The 17,276-nt window shown below is 70.3% G+C and carries 15 protein-coding genes; 10 read left to right on the forward strand and 5 right to left on the reverse strand.

The features are described 5' to 3' along the window. Nucleotides 1–27 precede the first annotated feature (27 nt). The 3 genes from KIT89_RS02120 to KIT89_RS02130 all read right to left on the reverse strand — a co-directional run bounded on the left by KIT89_RS02120 (nucleotide 28) and on the right by KIT89_RS02130 (nucleotide 2,953). The gene (locus tag KIT89_RS02120; protein WP_297602842.1) at nucleotides 28–1,353 is read right to left on the reverse strand and encodes a DUF2510 domain-containing protein; all 1,326 of its coding nucleotides are present in this window, start codon (nucleotides 1,351–1,353) and stop codon (nucleotides 28–30) included. A gap of 118 nt (nucleotides 1,354–1,471) precedes the next feature. Next, nucleotides 1,472–2,077 carry a VTT domain-containing protein gene (locus KIT89_RS02125; protein ID WP_297602843.1) on the reverse strand — a complete coding sequence of 202 codons (606 nt, stop codon included), beginning with the start codon at nucleotides 2,075–2,077 and terminating at the stop codon, nucleotides 1,472–1,474. 66 nt (nucleotides 2,078–2,143) lie between these two features. Then, nucleotides 2,144–2,953, reverse strand: a complete 810-nt coding sequence (locus KIT89_RS02130) for an aminotransferase class IV (RefSeq protein WP_297602844.1) — start codon at nucleotides 2,951–2,953, stop codon at nucleotides 2,144–2,146. 12 nt (nucleotides 2,954–2,965) lie between these two features. Here KIT89_RS02130 and pabB point away from each other — a divergent pair, with 12 nt between their 5' ends. The 5 genes from pabB (at nucleotide 2,966) to holA (ending at nucleotide 11,071) form a co-directional block, all read left to right on the forward strand. Beyond that, the gene (gene pabB, locus KIT89_RS02135) at nucleotides 2,966–4,348 is read left to right on the forward strand and encodes an aminodeoxychorismate synthase component I (protein WP_297602845.1); all 1,383 of its coding nucleotides are present in this window, start codon (nucleotides 2,966–2,968) and stop codon (nucleotides 4,346–4,348) included. A 73-nt stretch (nucleotides 4,349–4,421) separates the two neighbouring features. Further along, nucleotides 4,422–6,998: a leucine--tRNA ligase gene (gene leuS / locus KIT89_RS02140; protein ID WP_297602846.1), complete on the forward strand. Its 2,577-nt coding sequence runs from the start codon at nucleotides 4,422–4,424 to the stop codon at nucleotides 6,996–6,998. Nucleotides 6,999–7,058: 60 nt separating this feature from the next. After that, the gene (locus KIT89_RS02145) at nucleotides 7,059–7,667 is read left to right on the forward strand and encodes a helix-hairpin-helix domain-containing protein (protein ID WP_297602847.1); all 609 of its coding nucleotides are present in this window, start codon (nucleotides 7,059–7,061) and stop codon (nucleotides 7,665–7,667) included. Next, the gene (locus KIT89_RS02150; protein ID WP_297602849.1) at nucleotides 7,664–10,006 is read left to right on the forward strand and encodes a ComEC/Rec2 family competence protein; all 2,343 of its coding nucleotides are present in this window, start codon (nucleotides 7,664–7,666) and stop codon (nucleotides 10,004–10,006) included. Before KIT89_RS02145 ends, KIT89_RS02150 begins: the two co-directional genes overlap by 4 nt. Before the next feature lie 36 nt (nucleotides 10,007–10,042). Continuing rightward, the gene (gene holA, locus KIT89_RS02155; protein WP_297602850.1) at nucleotides 10,043–11,071 is read left to right on the forward strand and encodes a DNA polymerase III subunit delta; all 1,029 of its coding nucleotides are present in this window, start codon (nucleotides 10,043–10,045) and stop codon (nucleotides 11,069–11,071) included. Nucleotides 11,072–11,486: 415 nt separating this feature from the next. On the opposite strand, the gene rpsT is transcribed toward holA, so the two are convergent. Further along, entirely contained in the window at nucleotides 11,487–11,747 is a 261-nt protein-coding gene (gene rpsT, locus KIT89_RS02160; RefSeq protein WP_297602851.1) for a 30S ribosomal protein S20, read from the reverse strand. Nucleotides 11,748–11,919: 172 nt separating this feature from the next. Between rpsT and lepA the strand changes: the two genes are divergently transcribed. The 5 genes from lepA (at nucleotide 11,920) to KIT89_RS02185 (ending at nucleotide 16,629) form a co-directional block, all read left to right on the forward strand. Then, a complete protein-coding gene (gene lepA, locus KIT89_RS02165; protein WP_297602852.1) occupies nucleotides 11,920–13,794 on the forward strand; it encodes a translation elongation factor 4 in 1,875 nt (624 codons plus the stop codon). Between the two features lie 10 nt (nucleotides 13,795–13,804). Beyond that, nucleotides 13,805–14,323 carry a DUF1990 family protein gene (locus tag KIT89_RS02170; RefSeq protein WP_297602853.1) on the forward strand — a complete coding sequence of 173 codons (519 nt, stop codon included), beginning with the start codon at nucleotides 13,805–13,807 and terminating at the stop codon, nucleotides 14,321–14,323. Nucleotides 14,324–14,566: 243 nt separating this feature from the next. Next, nucleotides 14,567–15,238 carry a DUF1990 family protein gene (locus tag KIT89_RS02175; RefSeq protein WP_297602855.1) on the forward strand — a complete coding sequence of 224 codons (672 nt, stop codon included), beginning with the start codon at nucleotides 14,567–14,569 and terminating at the stop codon, nucleotides 15,236–15,238. Nucleotides 15,239–15,253: 15 nt separating this feature from the next. Continuing rightward, entirely contained in the window at nucleotides 15,254–15,688 is a 435-nt protein-coding gene (locus tag KIT89_RS02180) for a hypothetical protein (RefSeq protein ID WP_297602856.1), read from the forward strand. Continuing rightward, complete coding sequence (locus KIT89_RS02185; protein ID WP_297602857.1) at nucleotides 15,685–16,629, forward strand: bifunctional riboflavin kinase/FAD synthetase; 945 nt, start codon at nucleotides 15,685–15,687, stop codon at nucleotides 16,627–16,629. The genes KIT89_RS02180 and KIT89_RS02185 overlap by 4 nt, the downstream gene beginning before the upstream one ends. Here KIT89_RS02185 and KIT89_RS02190 read toward each other — a convergent pair. After that, nucleotides 16,626–17,276, reverse strand: coding sequence for a hypothetical protein (locus KIT89_RS02190; protein ID WP_297602858.1), 651 nt, complete (start codon nucleotides 17,274–17,276; stop codon nucleotides 16,626–16,628). The two genes, KIT89_RS02185 and KIT89_RS02190, sit on opposite strands and share 4 nt — an antisense overlap.

Genomic DNA, 17,276 nt, shown 5'->3' on the forward strand with positions numbered 1-17,276 from the left:
TGCCGGTGCTGCTCTGTCGGTATTCGCTCAGCGAACCACGCTGAAGATTCCCCAATCGTCGACCTGCCAGGCGATCCATCCGTTCGAGCGCTGCAAGCTCACGGTGACCACGATCGGGTCGCCCGACGAGTTCACGGCGGGGCAGCGCAACTGCTGCCCGATGAACAGCGGCGGCGTCGCCGGGCACGTGGCGTCCATCGAGGCGCCGATGCTGCGGGCGTTGAGCTCGATGCTGTTCGATGCTTCGGCCGCGAAGGCGGCAGGGAACGCGGCGATGACGAGCCCGGGCACGGCGAGCACCGAGGCGCCGATGAGCCCGGTCAGCAGCAGTGCGACACCGATCGGGCCGTAGCCGGCGCCTGAGATGCGGCTGAGGCGAACGGCGCGCGCTGTTAGGTAAATGGGGCCTCCGAGCAGGGCCGCCCAGCCCGTGATGGGGCGATCGACTCCGCGACGGTGCAGGGTGCGGGCGTCGAAGAAGGCCAGCAGCACGATGATGGGCAGCGGGCCGAGCCAGATGGCGGCCATGAACGCCACGCTGGGCCCGGTCGAGAACGCTGCGACGACGAGGAGGCTCAGCAGCAGCTGCAGCATGGGCAGCAGGGCGATGGCCCAGGCTTCGATGGTCTGCAGGTTGGTCGGCGTCGTTCCGAGTGTCTGGTGGGTGCCACGTCGGCCGGGGTCTGAGGCAGAGACCGGAGACTGCGTCCACGAGGGCACCGCGGCGGGCGCGCCGGGGGCCGAGCCGTAGCCGGGCGCCGAGCCGTAGCCGGGAGCCGAGCCGTACGCCGGCGAGCCCTGCTGCGGTGCCGAGCCGTACGCTGTCGCGCTGGCGCTGACGGGCGCAGATTCTTGCTGGTGCGCGACCCACGGCGACGCCGTGCGCTGCGCCTCGGCGCGCGCCGCTTCGGCGGCGAGGTCGGCGAAGGCGGCTGCGGCGAACGCGTCGGCGGCACTGGGGGCCGAGCTCGCGGCCGGGGCTGAGCCTGCTGCCGGAGCCGAGCCTGCTGGTTCAGCTGCCGAGGGTGCGCTCGGTTCGACGAGGGGCGTCGCCGCCGGAAGGGTGTCGTCGGTCGAGGGCGGTGCCAGCTGCCGCAGGCTCGCGGCCGTCGGCTGGTCGACGGGGAGGTCGTCGTCGATCGGGGCAGATTCGGTGCTGCGGCGCTCGCGGCGCGTGGGCAGTTCTTCGTCTGCGTAGAGCGTGGGTGCGGCGGTCTGCGTGGGCATCATCGGCTGACGCGCGTCAGAGACGTGCTCTGTCCACGCGTGGTTGTCCCACCAGCGCAATTGCGGCAGCCCGAGCGGGTCGGGGTACCACCCCGCCGGCACTCGTCCGTATTCGTCGTCTGCCACTGTGCTGCCCCCTTGTGCGCCGGCCCCGAATCCGGCGTCGTCAGTCTATGGTGCGACGCGCCTGTGAGGGGAGGATCTGTCACCCCCCGAGATGGTGTCCCCCGGTCGGGGTACAAACCTATTCGACGGCGCGACGACGCTCTCGCCGCACTCGAATCGCGTCGATGAGCAGCCCGACGGCGATCGCGACGACGATCGACACGGCGACGGCGACGACGGGGTAGTCGCCGAGCCAGGCGCCGAATGCGGCCCCGAGGGCCACGTTGTAGACCGCCCAAGCGGTGCAGGCGAGCGCGCTGAGGGGCAGGAATCGACGGTAGGCGAAGCCGGTCGCGCCGGCGACGAGGTTGACCGCCACCCGTCCGAAGGGAATGTACCGGGCGATGAAGATGACGAGTGCGGCGCGGCGCTCGAGGGCGATGCGCGCCCACTCGAACACCGACTGCACGCGCGGCGATCGCACCCGTGCCAGCAGGGGAGCACCGAGGCGGCGGCCGAGGGCGAAGGTGAGGCTGTCGCCGATCATCGCCGACACCGCCGCGACGACGATGAGGGCCACCATATGGGGTGATCCGCTCGACGCCGAGAGCGATCCGAGGGCGACGACGATGGTCTCGCTCGGCACGACGACGAGAAAGGCGTCGGCGACGGTGAGCAGGGCGACGGCCGGAAACACCCAGATCGACGCCGCAGCGTCGAGCACCCACTGCGTGATCGCGTCCACGCCGCTCAGGGTGGCGCCGTCAGGTGAACAGCAGGCAACCGGATGCCCCGCTCACCCCGCCCGCCCTCACCTCTGCGCGAGCGGCGTCTCGGCGGCCTCGAGCCAGGCGCGGCCTTGAGCGGCGCGGCGCGGCGGCGCGAGGGCCGGAGCATCCACCCAGTTGGTCGCCGCCCGCAGCCCGTGCAGCGCACTCAGCACCCAGACCTCGCAGCCTGCGAGCTCGTGGGGCCGCGCGCGTTCTTCGGCGAGCGGCACCCCTTCGGCGCGCGCGGCGTCGAGCACGAGCCCCGCGGTGACGCTCGCGATGCGCGGCAGTGAGTCGTCGGGCCGCACGAGCACGCCGTCGCGCCACCACAGCACGGCACTGTATGCGCCTTCGACGATGTGGCCGTACTCGTCGACGATGACGGCTTCGCCGGCGCCGAGCGGCTGCACCTCTGTGCGCAGCGCCTGCAGCGCGTCGAGGTCGGGCCCTTTCACGAGGGGCTGGGTGCGCACATCGCGCGGCGAGGTCGCGAGCACGACCTCGGTGCTCGTCAGGGGAGTGGGCCGCAGTCGGTACCAGAGCTGCGTGTCGTCGCCGCGCTCGCGCAGCTCGATGCGCGGAAACCAGTCTCTCGTTCGGGGGAGGGCATCGACGACAGCGGCGATGAACGAGTCGGCAGCAGGCAGGGCGTTCGGCCGCTGCTGCTCGACGCCGTGCAGAAACCGCGCCCGATGGCGATCGAGCCCGCGCACGCGTGCGTCGACGACGCGCCACGAGTCGGCGACGAGCGCGGCACCGTCGTGCGGGTCGCACCAGTCGACGAGCTGCCAGCCGTCGCGCACCCAGGCGTGGAGGCCGGGCTCTGCGGGGTGCCCTTCGCCCTCGACCATAAGATTCAGCGTATGCGGCCCGGGGTTCTTGAGTGTGCGATCGAGCCGCCGGTCGACCCCGAGGTCGCCCTCGAGGTGCTTGAGGCGCTGCACCCGGGGGCCGACGGCACCGTGTGGCTCGACAGCGGGGTCGGGGCGCGCACCGGTCAGAGTCTGGTGGCGATCGGCGAGCGGGTGCTGCTCGATGACGCGCAACCCGTGCTGCCGCGGCTGCGCGCCGAGCTCGACGCGCTCGCCGTCGAACCGAGCGACGCGACGCTGCCGCTCGGCCTCATCGGATGGTTCGGCTACGAACTGCGGGCCGAGACCATGGGCATGCGGGTTGATGAGGTGCCGAGCCACCACCGCGCCGCGTGGCTGCACGTCGACCGCGGCGTGACGGTCGACCACACGACGGGCGAGTGCCGACTGATCGCGCTCGACCCGTCACGCGCAGGGCAGTGGAGCGGCGAGCTCGACGAGTGGCGGAAGCGCATGCTCGGGGCGTTCTCAGGCGAGGGGCGAGCATCCGGTGCTGAGAGCGCACCGCTCGGGCCGGTCGTCTGGCGCGACACCGACGAGCACTACGCCGACCTCGTGCGCGAGTGCCAGCGCAGCATTCGCGACGGCGACGCCTACCAGTTGTGCCTCACGACCCAGGCGCGCGTCGAAACCGTCGATGGCGCGCCCCTCGACGCTGCTGCCATCTACCGGCGACTGCGGCGCTCGAGCCCCGCGCACCACGGAGCGCTCGTGCGCATCGGCGAGACGACGCTGCTGAGCGCGAGCCCCGAGACCTTTCTGCGCGTCGACAACGGAGTCGTGCAGACGCGACCCATCAAGGGCACCCGACCCCGCGGCGCTGATGCCCGCCGCGACGCCGAGCTCGCGGCCGAGCTCGCGGCGAGCGACAAAGAGCAGGCCGAGAACCTCATGATCGTCGACCTCATGCGCAACGACCTCTCGCGCGTGTGCGAGGTGGGCAGCGTCACCGTGACGGGGCTGCTCGAGGTCGAGAGCTACGCCCACGTGCACCAGCTGGTGAGCACGATCGAGGGGCGCCTACGTTCTGGTCTCGATGCTCTGGATGCTGTCGCCGCATGCCTGCCCGCGGGCTCGATGACGGGCGCACCCAAGCGACGCGCCATCGAGTTGCTCGCCGAGCTCGAGGCCGGCCCCCGCGGCGTGTACTCGGGAGCCTTCGGCTACCTCGGCGCCGATGGCAGCGCCGATCTGGCCATGGTCATCCGCAGCATCGTCGTCGAGGGCGGCACGGCCACGATCGGGGCGGGTGGCGGCATCACGGCGCTCAGCGAGCCCGAGGCCGAGGTGGCCGAGATGCGGCTGAAGGCCGCAGCGCTGCTGCGAGCGCTCGGTGCCGACTCCGGTGCCGACTCCGGTCAGGGCACGCGGTAATCTGAGAACTTCGGGCGCTCGCCGCCCGACGCCCCTGCCGCCACCCCAGCACCCATGTGAATCGAGATCCGCAGTGACCGACGAGTTGCCCGACGAGAACGCCTACGACTTCGCCCGCATCGAGGCCCGCTGGGCTCCTGTGTGGGATGAGCTGCAGCCGTTCACCGTCGACGACCCGACCGACTCGAAGCCGCGCAAGTACGTGCTCGACATGTTTCCGTACCCGAGCGGCGACCTGCACATGGGTCACGCCGAGCAGTACGCACTCGGCGACATCGTGGCGCGCTACTGGCGCCAGCAGGGCTTCACGGTGCTGCACCCCATCGGCTGGGATTCGTTCGGCCTGCCCGCCGAGAACGCGGCCATCAAGCGCGGCGCCGACCCTCGGTTGTGGACGTACGAGAACATCGAGCAGCAGAAGGTGTCGATGAAGCGGTACGCCGCGAGCTTCGACTGGACTCGCGTGCTGCACACCTCTGACCCCGACTACTACCGCTGGAACCAGTGGCTGTTCTTGACGATGTACGAGAAGGGCCTCGCCTACCGCAAAGACAGCTGGGTCAACTGGGATCCGGTCGACCAGACGGTGCTCGCGAACGAGCAGGTGCTGCCCGACGGCACGAGCGAGCGCTCTGGGGCCGTCGTCGTCAAGAAGAAGCTCACGCAGTGGTACTTCAAGATCACCGACTACGCCGACCGCCTGCTCGACGACCTCAACCAGCTCGAGGGCTCGTGGCCGGCCAAGGTGCTGACGATGCAGCGCAACTGGATCGGCCGCTCGACGGGCGCCGACGTCGACTTCGTGATCGAGGGGCACCACTCGCCCGTGACGGTCTTCACGACTCGCCCCGACACGCTCTTCGGCGCGACCTTCATGGTCGTCGCCCCTGATAGCGATCTTGCTGCCGAACTCGCGGCTGGCTCGACTCCCGAGGTGCGCATGGCGTTTCAGGCCTACCTCGAAGAGGCGCAGAAGAAGAGCGAGATCGACCGCCAAGACACCTCGCTCGAGAAGACCGGCGTCTTTCTCGACCGCTGGGCGATCAACCCCGTCAACGGCGAGCGCATCCCCGTGTGGGCCGCCGACTACGTGCTGGCCGACTACGGCCACGGCGCGATCATGGCCGTGCCCGCCCACGACCAGCGCGACCTCGACTTCGCGCGCACCTTCGACCTGCCGGTGCGGGTCGTCGTCGACACGAACGCTCCCGTCACGGGCGCGATTCCGATCATCACGCCCGAGATGCTCGAGTCGGGCGACACCGGGCCGGCCGACGCACCGCTCGACCCGGTCGCCACGGGTGAGGCGCTCACGGGCGACGGCCGCATGATCAACTCGGGGCCGCTCGACGGCTTGAGCAGGTCGAACGCCATCAAGCGGGCGATCGAGCTGCTCGAATCACGCGGCACGGGGCGGGCATCCAAGACCTATCGCCTTCGCGACTGGCTCATCAGCCGGCAGCGCTATTGGGGCACGCCGATTCCGATCATGTACACCGACGACGGCGCCGAAGTGCCCATGCCGATGGATGCTCTACCGCTCGTGCTGCCCTACGAAGAGGGCATGGACCTCAAGCCGAAGGGCACCTCGCCGCTCGGCGCGCTCGACGACTGGGTCGCGACGACCACGCCAGACGGCCGCCCTGCGCGCCGCGACACCGACACGATGGACACCTTCGTCGACTCGTCGTGGTACTTCTTGCGGTTTCTCTCGCCGAACGACGACACGCAGGCCTTCGACCCGCGTGAAGCCGAGAAGTGGGCGCCCGTCGACCAGTACGTGGGCGGAGTCGAGCACGCGATTCTGCACTTGCTCTACGCGCGCTTCATCACGAAGGTGCTCTTCGACCTCGGCTATGTGAGCTTCACCGAGCCGTTCAGCGCGCTGCTCAATCAGGGCATGGTCGTGCTGAACGGCGCCAAGATGTCGAAGTCGAAGGGCAACATCGTCACGTTCACCGAGGGGGTCGACCGCTACGGTGTCGACGCCGTGCGCTTGACGATGGCCTTCGCCGGACCGCCCGAAGACGACATCGACTGGGCCGACGTGTCGCCGACCGGCTCGCAGAAGTTTCTCGCGCGCGCCTGGCGGCTCTCGGGCGAGGTCGCGTCGCCCGTCGGCGCCGACCCCTCGAACGGCGATCTCGCGCTGCGCCGCGCGACGCACCGCTTCTTGGCCGAGGTGCCGCCGCTCATGGAGAGCTTCAAGTTCAACGTGGCCGTTGCCCGCACCATGGAGCTTGTCAACGTCATCCGAAAGACGATCGACTCGGGGCCCGGCGCCGCGGACCCCGCCGTGCGCGAGGCCGTCGAGACGGTCGCGATCGCTCTCTCGATCTTCGCGCCGTACACGGCCGAAGACATGTGGAGCCGACTCGGCCACGGCGGCGACGGCAAAGACCACCTCGTCGCCTTCGCGGGCTGGCGCAAGGCCGACCCGCTGCTGCTCGTCGAAGAGTCGGTGACGGCGATCGTGCAGGTCGACGGCAAGGTGCGCGACAAGTTCGAGGTGAGCCCCACCATCGGTGGCGCAGAGCTCGAAGCGCTCGCTCGCGGGTCAGAGAACGTGGCGCGCGCGATCGGCGACCGCGAGATCGCGCAAGTGATCGTGCGGGCGCCGCGAGTCGTCAACATCGCGACCGTGAAGTAGCGACTCCCCGGTTCTCACTCCTCGGCGCGTCGCTGTCGGAGGTCGGCCTAGCCTGCGTCGGTGACTGAGGCAGACGCTGCACCCCGGCGGTCGGTGCGCGTGCGCGCAGCACTGGGTGGCGTCGTCGTGCTCGCGCTGCTGGGCTTCGGCTCGGCCGTGCTCGTCGCCATGCTGACGCCGGGCGGGCAGACCGTCGAGGTGGCCGTCGCGACACCCGTCGACGGTGGGTCTTCGGTGATCGCACCGGAGGTCGTCGTGCTGCACGTGCACGGCGCCGTCGTCGAGCCCGGCATCGTCGAGCTGCCGCTCGGCAGCCGCGTCGTCGATGCGATCGCCGCCGCTCGAGGGCCGAGCGACGACGCCGACCTCGGCGCCGTCAACCTCGCGCGCGTCGTCGCCGACGGCGAGCAGCTGTACGTGCCGCGCCTCGGCGAGGTGCCCCCACCGAGCGCGGGGGGCGGCGGCACCGACGCGCAGGGCCGCGTCAACCTCAACACGGCCGACTCGACTGCGCTGCAGACCCTCGCGGGCGTCGGCCCCGCGCTCGCCGCGCGCATCATCGCGTGGCGCGAGCAGAACGGCCCCTTCCGCAGCGTCGACGAGCTCATCGCCGTCTCGGGCATCGGCGCCAAGATTCTCGACGGCCTGCGCGATCAGGTGACGGTGTGAACGACCCGGCGATTCGACTCGTGGATGCCCGCCTCGCGCTGCCCGCCCTCGTCGGGTGGCTGGCAGCGGTGGGGCTCATCGGCGTTCCGGGTGCTGCGTGGGCGGTGGCGGGCGCGGCGGCCGTCGTGGCGGCGGGGCTCGCGGCGTCGCCGGCGCGGGCGCGCGGGGTGGTCGCGGCGAGCATCCCGAGTCTCATCGCGATCGCACTGATCGCCGCAGCCGTCGCGCTGGCCGCCCCGGCCCGCCTGCCGCCCGCGGTCCACGCCGTGATCGAGTCGGGCGAGGCGGTGACGGCGCAGTTCGAGCTCGAGCAGACCGTGACGCCGACGGTGGCGAGCGCGTGGGGGTCGAGTGCGCGTGCCGCACTGGTGTCGCTCGACGTCGAGGGGCAGCAGGTGGCGGTGCGGGTGCCGGTGCGGCTGCTGGGGCTCACGGCCACTGAGCGATGGCCGCTCGGCACGCGCCTCGAGGGCACCGTGAGACTCATCGGGCTCGAGCCCGCCGACGAGCGAGTGGCCCTCGTGCGATCGGTGTCGCCGCTGCAGCCGGTCGGTGCTCCCGCGCCGCTGCTCGCCGTGACCGACGACCTGCGGGCAGGGTTTCTCGACCTCATGCAGCCCTTCGACGGCGACGGGGCCGATCTGCTGCCGGGGCTCGCGATCGGCGACACGACCGCGGTGAGCGACGAGCTCGACTCGGCGATGAAGCGCAGCGCGCTGAGCCACCTCGTCGCCGTCTCTGGGTCGAACTGCGCCATCGTCGTCGGGCTCGTGCTCGGGGTCGGCACGCTCGCACGGTGGCCTCGACCCGTGCGCGTGGTCGTCGCGCTGCTCGCGCTCGGCGGGTTCGTCGTGCTCGTCACCCCCGAGCCGAGCGTCGTGCGCGCGGCCGTCATGGCCGCGGTCGTGCTGCTCGCGCTCGTGAGTGGAAGGCCCGCGCGGGGGCTGCCGGTGCTGGGGCTCGCCGTGCTCGGCATCGTCGCGCTCGACCCGTGGATCTCGCGGGAATACGGCTTCAGCCTCTCGGTGCTCGCGACCGCGGCGCTGCTCGTGCTCGCAGGCCCCATCGCCGAGAAGCTCAGGCGCGTCATGCCTGCACCGGTCTCGCTGTGGATCGCCGTGCCTCTCGCGGCGCAGCTCGCCTGCCAGCCCGTGCTCATCATGCTCGCGCCCGAAGTGCCCCTCAGCGGGGTGCTCGCCAACATTCTCGCCGCCCCAGCGGCGCCCATCGCGACGATCGTCGGCATGATCGCGTGCCTGCTCGCCCCCATCGTGCCGCCCATCGCCGCACTCGTCGCCGCGATCGCGTGGGTGCCCTCGGCGTGGATCGCCGGCGTCGCGCACGTGAGCTCGGGGCTGCCGGGGGCGCTGCTGCCGTGGCCCGAAGGGCTCGGCGGTGCACTGCTGCTCGGGGGCCTCACGGCGGCGGGGCTGCTCGCAGCCGGGGTGCCCGCTCGACTCGGAACTGTCGCGGTGCGGCGGGCGATCGCGGCACTGCTCGTCGTGTCGATCGTCGTCATCATGGGAGCGACCGCGGGGGTCGCGGCGCTGCGCACCCTCGGGCGCCCGCACGACTGGGTCTATGCGCAGTGCGACGTCGGGCAAGGCGACGCCGTGCTCGTGCGCAGCGGCGATGAGGTGGCACTCATCGACACCGGCCCCCGTGCTGAGCCACTGCGGTCGTGCCTGTCGGCACTGGGCGTGCACCACATCGACCTGCTCGTGCTCACCCACTTCGACCTCGACCACGTCGGAGCCGTCGACGTCGTCGCTGGCCGGGTCGATCGCGTCATCGTCGGCCCGACGGGGCGCGAGTTCGACGAGGGAGTCGTCGCGGCACTGCTCGACGCAGGCGCACAGGTCGACACCGTGGCCGATGGTGAGCGCGGCATGCTCGGCGACTGCGCGTGGCGGGTGCTGTGGCCTCCGACGCATCGCGGCATCGACCCGGGCAACGACGCGAGCATCGTGCTCGCGATCGGCGGGCCGGGTTCGTCATGCCCGAGCATGCTCGCGCTCGGCGACCTCGACGAGACGACCCAGCGCATGCTCGCGAGCACGCACGACCTCGGCCGGTTCGACGTCGTCAAGGTGAGCCACCACGGCTCGCCCGACCAGTATCTCGAACTGTATCGGGCGGTGGCGGCACCCGTCGCCCTCATCGGCGTCGGGGCGGGCAATGGCTACGGCCACCCCGCTCCCGGGCTGCTCGCTGAACTCGAAGGGCTCGGCGCAGTGCTCGGCCGCAGCGACGAGCACGGGCTTGTGCTCGTGTCGACGGGCGAGGCGGGGCTGCGCGTGTGGCGCGAGCGGCTCTCGAGGGTCAGACCAGAGAACTAGTCTGAGAGAGCACACGTCGACGCCGAGAGGAGCCCCATGGCTGCGCCGAAGAAGTCATCGAGCGCGCGGGCGTCGGCGAGCATCCCGCAGGTCGCCTGGCACCAGATTCGCGCAGCACCGATCGTGCTCGTGAGCGGCCCCGAAGGGTTTCTCGCCGAGCGGGCGAGTCGTCAGTTGCGCGATGCCCTGCGTGACGTCGACGCGAGCCTCGAGGTGCACGATGTCATGGCCGATAGCTATGCGCCGGGCGAGCTCATGACCCTCGCGAGCCCGTCGCTGTTCGGCGAGCCGAGGCTGATCAGGGTCGACGGGGCGTCGACGATGAACGACGCCTTTCTGCAGGAGGCGCTGGAGTATCTCGAGGCTCCGGCCGACGACACGGTGCTGCTCATCCGCCACGGCGGGGGAGTGCGCGGCAAGAAGCTGCTCGACGCCATCAGGTCGGGGGTCGGCGGCGGCATCGAGGTGGTCTGCGCCGAGCTCAAGCGCGACTCAGACCGCGCCGATTTCGCGGCCGCCGAGTTTCGGCACGCCGGGCGCCCCATCGCGCCCGCCGCGCTGCGCGCTCTCGTCAGCGCGTTCACCGACGACCTCGCCGAGCTGGCCGGAGCCTGCCAGCAGCTCATCGCCGACACCGACGGCGACATCACCGAGCAGACCGTCGCCCGCTACTACGGCGGACGCGTTGAGACCAACGCCTTCGCGGTGGCAGACGCGGCGATCGCGGGGCGGCACGGCGAAGCACTGGGGCTGCTGCGGCACGCGCTCGCGACGGGAGCAGACCCCGTGCCGATGGTCGCCGCGTTCGCCATGAAGCTGCGCACGATGGCCAAGGTCGGGGGCACGCGCGGCGCGGGCGGCCAGGTGGCGTCGACGCTGGGCCTCGCACCGTGGCAGGTCGACCGCGCCCGGCGAGACCTGCAGGGCTGGGACGAAGCGGGACTCGGGCGCGCGATTCTCGCCGCCGCCGAGACCGATGCTGCCGTCAAGGGCGCGAGCCGCGACCCGGTCTACGCGCTCGAGACCCTCGTGCGCACGGTCGCGGCCCGAGGGCACGAGCTGTAGAAGCGCTCGAGTAGCGCCGTCCGCTCGCCGCGAGCATCGCGCATCGCGCACGGGGTTCGCTCGCCGCCCGCCCGCCCGCCCGCCGCGCACGTTGCCTGCTCTCCGCACGTGTCACGAGCGGCTCGTGTCGCCCATCGCGTGTCAACAAGTGCGTCGATCGGGCACTTGTTGCGCTGGTTGCCGGTGACCGACCCAACAAGTGCCCGATCGACGCGCGAACTGGCGCGGTGCGAGTCGAGCAGTAATCCCACGGCAAGTGCGCGCACCCTCCCGTCGCCCCGCGCACCAGCCCCCGCCCCGCGCGCCCTCGCGTCGCCCCGCCCAACAGCCCCCGCCCCGCCCAACATCGCCCCCGCGACACAACAACGCCCCCGCCGGGCGAACCGGCGAGGGCGTTGAGTCGTGCGGGTGAAACTTAGAGCGCTGCGACCTGCTTGGCGATTGACGACTTGCGGTTCGCCGCCTGGTTCTCGTGGATGACGCCCTTGCTCACAGCCTTGTCGAGCTTCTTGGTCGCCGTCTTGAGCGCGGTCTCGGCCGTGGCCTTGTCGCCTGCGGCGATGGCCTCGTTGGTGCGGCGGATCGCCGTCTTGAGCTCGCTCTTGATGGCCTTGTTGCGCTCTTGCGCTTTGAGGTTGGTCTTGATGCGCTTGATCTGCGACTTGATGTTTGCCACGTGTGTGCTTTCTTCTTCAGGAACGGTGTGAGTGTGGCGGCGGGGAGGCGAACTGATCCCAGCCGCATTCCGTGTCGAAAGAGAGAGGGCTTTCTGACACGCAAGCCAACAGACGACATTACCAGGTGCATCGTGCGATCGGCCACTCGCACGCATGGGAGAATGGTCGGCAATGTCTCCCCGCGCCCACACCGCTCTCGCCCCCGCCGCGACCGACCCGACGCTGATTCGCAACTTCTGCATCATCGCGCACATCGACCACGGCAAGTCGACCCTTGCCGACCGCATGCTCGGCATCACGGGCATCGTCAGCGACCGGCAGGCCCGCGAGCAGTATCTCGACCGTATGGATATCGAGCGCGAGCGCGGCATCACGATCAAGTCGCAAGCGGTGCGCATGCCGTGGGCGCTTCTGCCGGCAGACGGCGGCAAGCCCGTCACCTACGCCCTGAACATGATCGACACTCCTGGCCACGTCGACTTCACCTATGAGGTGAGCCGCAGCCTGGCGGCCTGCGAGGGTGCGATCTTGCTCGTCGACGCCGCGCAGGGCATCGAGGCTCAGACTCTGGCGAACCTCTACTTGGCGCTCGAGAACGATCTGACGATCATCCCGGTGCTCAACAAAATCGACTTGCCTGCAGCCGACCCCGAGAAGTATGCGAAAGAGCTCGCGAGCCTCATCGGCGGGTCGCCTGACGATGTGCTGCGCGTGAGCGGCAAGACGGGTGAGGGTGTGAGCGAGCTGCTCGACACGGTGGTCGAGCTGATTCCGGCACCGAAGGGCGACCCCGAGGCTCCCGCCCGCGCGATGATCTTCGACTCGGTCTACGACGCCTACCGCGGCGTCATCACCTATGTGCGCATGGTCGACGGGCTGCTGAGCCCGCGCGAGCGCATTCAGATGATGTCGACGCGCGCCACTCACGAGCTGCTCGAGATCGGGGTGAGTTCGCCCGAGCCGGTGCCGAGCAAGGGTTTGGGGGTCGGCGAGGTCGGCTACCTCATCACGGGTGTGAAAGACGTGCGCCTGTCGAAGGTCGGCGACACGATCACGAACGCGCAGAAGCCGGCGACTGAGGCGCTGCCCGGCTACACCGACCCGAAGCCGATGGTGTTCTCGGGGCTCTACCCGATCGACGGCAGCGACTATCCGGTGCTGCGCGAGGCGCTCGACAAGTTGAAGCTCTCTGACGCGTCGCTCAACTATGAGCCTGAGACGTCGGTGGCGCTCGGCTTCGGGTTCCGTTGCGGGTTCTTGGGGCTGCTGCACCTCGAGATCGTCACGGAGCGGCTCGAGCGCGAGTTCGGCCTCGATCTGATCTCGACCGCGCCGAGCGTGACCTACGAGGTGACGACGGACGACAAGAAGCACTTCACAGTGACGAACCCGAGCGAGTTTCCGACGGGCGCGAAGGTCGCGTCGGTGCGCGAGCCGATGGTGAAAGCGGCCATTCTGGCGCCGAAAGACTATGTGGGCACGATCATGGAGCTCTGCCAGAGCCGCCGCGGAACCCTCATCGGCATGGACTACCTCGGTGAAGACCGGGTCGAAATCAAGTACACGATGCCGCTCGGCGAGATCGTCTTCGATTTCTTCGACCACTTGAAGAGCAAGACGGCCGGCTACGCGAGCCTCGACTATGAGCCTTCGGGCGATCAGGAGGCCGACCTCGTGAAGGTCGACATTCTGCTGCAGGGTGAGGCGGTCGATGCGTTCAGTGCGATCGTGCACCGCGAGAAGGCCTATGCCTACGGGGTGCTCATGACCGAGCGGTTGAAGAAGCTCATTCCGCGGCAGCAGTTCGAGGTGCCGATTCAGGCGGCGATCGGGGCGCGCATCATCGCGCGCGAGTCGATCAGCGCGATGCGCAAAGACGTGCTCGCCAAGTGCTACGGCGGTGACATCACCCGCAAGCGCAAACTGCTCGAGAAGCAGAAAGAGGGCAAGAAGCGCATGAAGATGGTGGGCCGAGTCGAGGTGCCGCAAGAGGCGTTCATCGCGGCGCTGTCTGGTGACGTCGAGAAGGCGAAAGAGAAGAAGTAGGGCAGGGCTCGTGGATGCTGCGCCGAGGCCCCCGCTGACCTACACGCCGCACGGCGGCAGTCTCGACCTCGACCCGGCGAGCGTGCCCGAGGGGTTTCGAGTCTTTCGGCACGAGGCCGTGATCGGCTCGGGGCCCGAGCGGTGGGCCTCGGCAGCGGATGCCGTGCTCGAGTGGGCGCTGCAGCGTGGGGCGGGCATCCGCGTCAGCACTGCCCGTGTCGAAGTCGGTGACGATGTCACGCTCAAGATTCCGGTGCTGGGAGTTATTCCGCTGCGGGCATACGCTCGCGTGCTGGCGACCGTCGACGAGCCCGACCGCCGAGGGCTCGTCTACGGAACCCTGCCGGGGCACCCCGAACGTGGCGAAGAGGCCTTTCTCGTCACGATCGACGATGCGGGGTCGGTGCGCCTCGTCGTGCAGGGATTCTCGCGACCGTCGCCGGGCATCTGGATGCTCGGCGCGCCCCTGCTGCGCCTCGTGCAGTCGATCTACACGCGTCGCTACCTGCGCGCACTCGCGTCGCACTGACATGCACCGACCACCTCGCGCCCGGAGAGCGGGGTTCCCGGTGCCCCTTGCAGTTGTTCCCGAACTGTAGGAAGGGGGTGGGCGGCGTAGCTCGCCACAATCCTACAGTTCGGGAACAACTCCGAGACGATCGCGCTCCTCTCCGAGAACCGCGCACGTCTCCGAAACGAGCGAGCCTCTCCGAGACAAGCGCGCACCCCTCCGCAGTCTCGCGCGCCGGCTGCGCGCTCTACGCTGAGACTTGTGAGCATCGATCGCCAGCGCCTGCAGCAACCGGTGACCTATGCCGCCGTCGGGGCCAGCCAGGCGCCTGACCTCATGCAGTACCCGCCGGCGGGCTATCGTCCGCTCGAGCGTCGGGGGCGCGTCGGCCATGGCGACGAGCGGTGGGCGCATGCTGTCGACGAGCTGCTGACCGGGGGCGTGTATCGCGGAGCGGGCATGGGCGTGCGCATCACGCCCGTCGCGGCGACGGATGCTCAACTCGAGTATCAGCCCGTCGAGTTCGACGGCGCGGGCGAGCCCGTCGAAGCCGCACAGGTCGGCACGATCGACGAGGTCTACACCGGCCGAGGTGACCGTCAACTGCGCCCGGGCGACGTCATCGTCGTGGGCTGGCAGGTCGGCCGGCAGATCTGGTTGCCGCTGCCCACTCGCGTCGTGCTGCTCGAGCATGAGACCGAGCGCGTCATGTACGCCGTCGGAACCCTGCCAGGGCATCCATTCTCAGGGGAAGAATCGTTCACGCTCGACCAGACCGACGACGGCTCGGTGTGGCTCACCGTGCGCAGCTTCGCGCGGCCGGCCTCCTGGTGGGGGTGGCCGCTGCTGCCCGGCCTGCTGCTGGCCCGAGCGCTCATCGCCCGCCGGTTTCTGCGCGCCCTCAGCGGCCCGATCACGACACAGCAAGCCTGACGTACGCTGTAGCCGATGATCGACGAACCCCGCCCGACCAGTGCCGGCATCGGCCGCGTGCTCATCGCCGTCTACGCGATACTCGCGCTCGCCGCACTTGGCCGATCTGCCTACCAGATCGCCACCAAGTTCGACGAAGCGCCCCTCGCCTACGCGCTCTCGGCGCTCGCCGCCCTGGTCTATGTGCTCGCCACCGTCGCCCTCATCGCCCGAGGCAGAGCGTGGTTTCGGGTCGCCGTCATCGCGATCGCCTTCGAACTCGTGGGCGTGCTCGCCGTCGGCGCTGTGAGCCTGCTGCAGCCCGAACTCTTTCCGGCAGACACCGTGTGGTCGGCGTTCGGGCGCGGCTACCTGTTCATACCTCTCGTGCTGCCCGTGCTCGGGCTGCTGTGGCTGCGTCGAGTGGCACGAGCGACCTCGACCCCGAACACCGCCGCGGTGACGACATGACCGGCCGCGTGATCTACGGCATCGACACCCTGCCGCACGACAGCCGGCCGAGCGCCGTCACCATCGGCAAGTTCGACGGCGTGCATCGCGGGCACCGAGCCGTGCTCGAACGCCTCACCGCCGACGCCGCCGGGCGCCGCACCGTCGTCATCACCTTCGACCGGCACCCCGACGCCGTGCTGCGTCCCGAGACGGCGCCCGAACCGCTGCTGAGCATCGACCAGAAGACCGAAGCACTCGTCGACACCGGCGTCGACCTTGTCGTCGTGCTGCCCTTCACCCCAGAGTTCGCCGCGCTGACCGCCGACGAGTTCGTCGATCGGGTGCTCGTCGACGGCCTCAGCGCCGCCCACGTGCTCGTCGGCGCCGACTTCCGCTACGGCTCGCGCGGCACCGGCACCGTCGACACCCTGCGCGCGGCCGGCGAGCGAGCGGCGTTCACCGTCGCCCTCGTCGACGACGTGTGCGAGCACGACGGCACGCGCATCTCATCCACCGGCATTCGCGGCATGCTCGCCACCGGCCTCATCGCCGAAGCGACCGAAGCGCTCGGCCGGCCGCACCGCATCCGCTCGCTCGTCGTGCACGGGCACCAGCGCGGGCGCGACCTCGGCTACCCGACCGCCAACCTCGCGCACGACGCCGAAGGCTACATTCCCGCCGACGGCGTCTACGCCTGCTGGCTGCACGTCGGCGGCGAACGGTACGGCGCCGCCGTGTCGATCGGCAACAACCCGACGTTCGGCGACGTGCCCGAGAAGACCGTCGAAGCGCACGCGATCGACGCGCATCTCGACCTCTATGACCAGCGCGTCGAACTCGAGTTCGTCGACTATGTGCGCCCCATGCACAAGTTCGCCTCGGCTGACGCGCTCGCCGAGCAGATGGGCCGCGACGAGCTCGTCATTCGCTCGACCCTGGGGCTGCCAGCGCCACGTTAGGCGTCGTCGGCCCCCGCCTCAGGCAGCGCGTGCGGGGGTACGCCACCGCGCCCCGCCAAGAACAGCACGATCGACGCGGCCGTCGCTGGCAGCTCGGGGCCCCGGCCCACTCGCCAGTCGCCGTCGACGGCGACCAGTGTGCGAGCCGTGACGACGCTGCGACGCGGGTGCGGGGCGCGCACCGCGAGGTCGAGAGCGACGGCGCCGCTCACGAAGGGGTCGACATCGATCGACGCACCGATCGACGCCCGCAGGTCGAGAGCCAGCACGAGCACCGCACCGAGCTCGCGCACGCTCGAGCGCGCACGCGCGGCCGACCGCGCGAGCGCTTCAGCCTGCACCGCGTCGGCCAGCTCGGCGTCGGGCAGAGCTGCCGTCTCGGGGCTCGCCGACTCGACGGCGCCGATGCGCGCGGCCGCCCGCTGCCAGCGGGTCGACCGCAGCTGCACGAGCAGCTCTCGCACCGCCTCGGCCACCGAGACCTCGGGGCGCAGGGTGGGGTGAGCGAGCACCTCGGGGCGAGCATCCAGCACCGCGGCGACGCTCAGCAGCATGCCGCTCGCCGCTCGCGACCAGTTGCGGCTCACGTGCGATTCGTCACCGCGGTCGCGGTTGCTCAGCGGCAGGAAGCGGGCCCAGTCGGTCAC

This window comes from Microcella sp. (genome assembly GCF_025808395.1).
In the GTDB taxonomy this organism is placed as follows: Bacteria; Actinomycetota; Actinomycetes; order Actinomycetales; family Microbacteriaceae; genus Microcella.